Source organism: Paraburkholderia sp. SIMBA_053, from assembly GCF_046534895.1.
GTDB lineage: Bacteria > Pseudomonadota > Gammaproteobacteria > Burkholderiales > Burkholderiaceae > Paraburkholderia > Paraburkholderia caledonica.
This window is the reverse complement of record NZ_JAWRXU010001640.1, coordinates 1-238: the sequence shown is the minus strand read 5'-3', so window position 1 is coordinate 238 and position 238 is coordinate 1. Positions and strand designations below refer to the sequence as shown.

The following is a 238-nucleotide window of genomic DNA, read 5'->3' as shown; positions in this document are numbered from 1 at the left end:
CAATGCTTCGCTAAGCCCCTCGCCCGTGATCGTGTTGACGCCCGATGCAGGTGAAGCGGCAATGACCTCATGACCACGCCCGCGCAGATTCTTGACCACTTTGCTGCCGATCAGTCCCGTGCCGCCTATCACAACGATCTTCATGATTTTCTCCAAGGTCTTGCGCGGCGCACTCGCCGCTTCCGGGCTTTCGAAGCCGGCAGAACGCGTCATTGCCGGTTGCTTGCCGGACTCGCCG

The 238-nt window shown here is 60.9% G+C and carries 1 protein-coding gene; it reads right to left on the bottom strand.

Going from position 1 to position 238, the window contains the following annotated elements; translation table 11 throughout:
• Positions 1-144, bottom strand: a 144-nt coding sequence (locus tag SB753_RS41120) for an NAD-dependent epimerase/dehydratase family protein (RefSeq protein WP_410805687.1), incomplete at its 3' end; no start/stop codon positions are given.
• Positions 145-238: the final 94 nt, after the last annotated feature.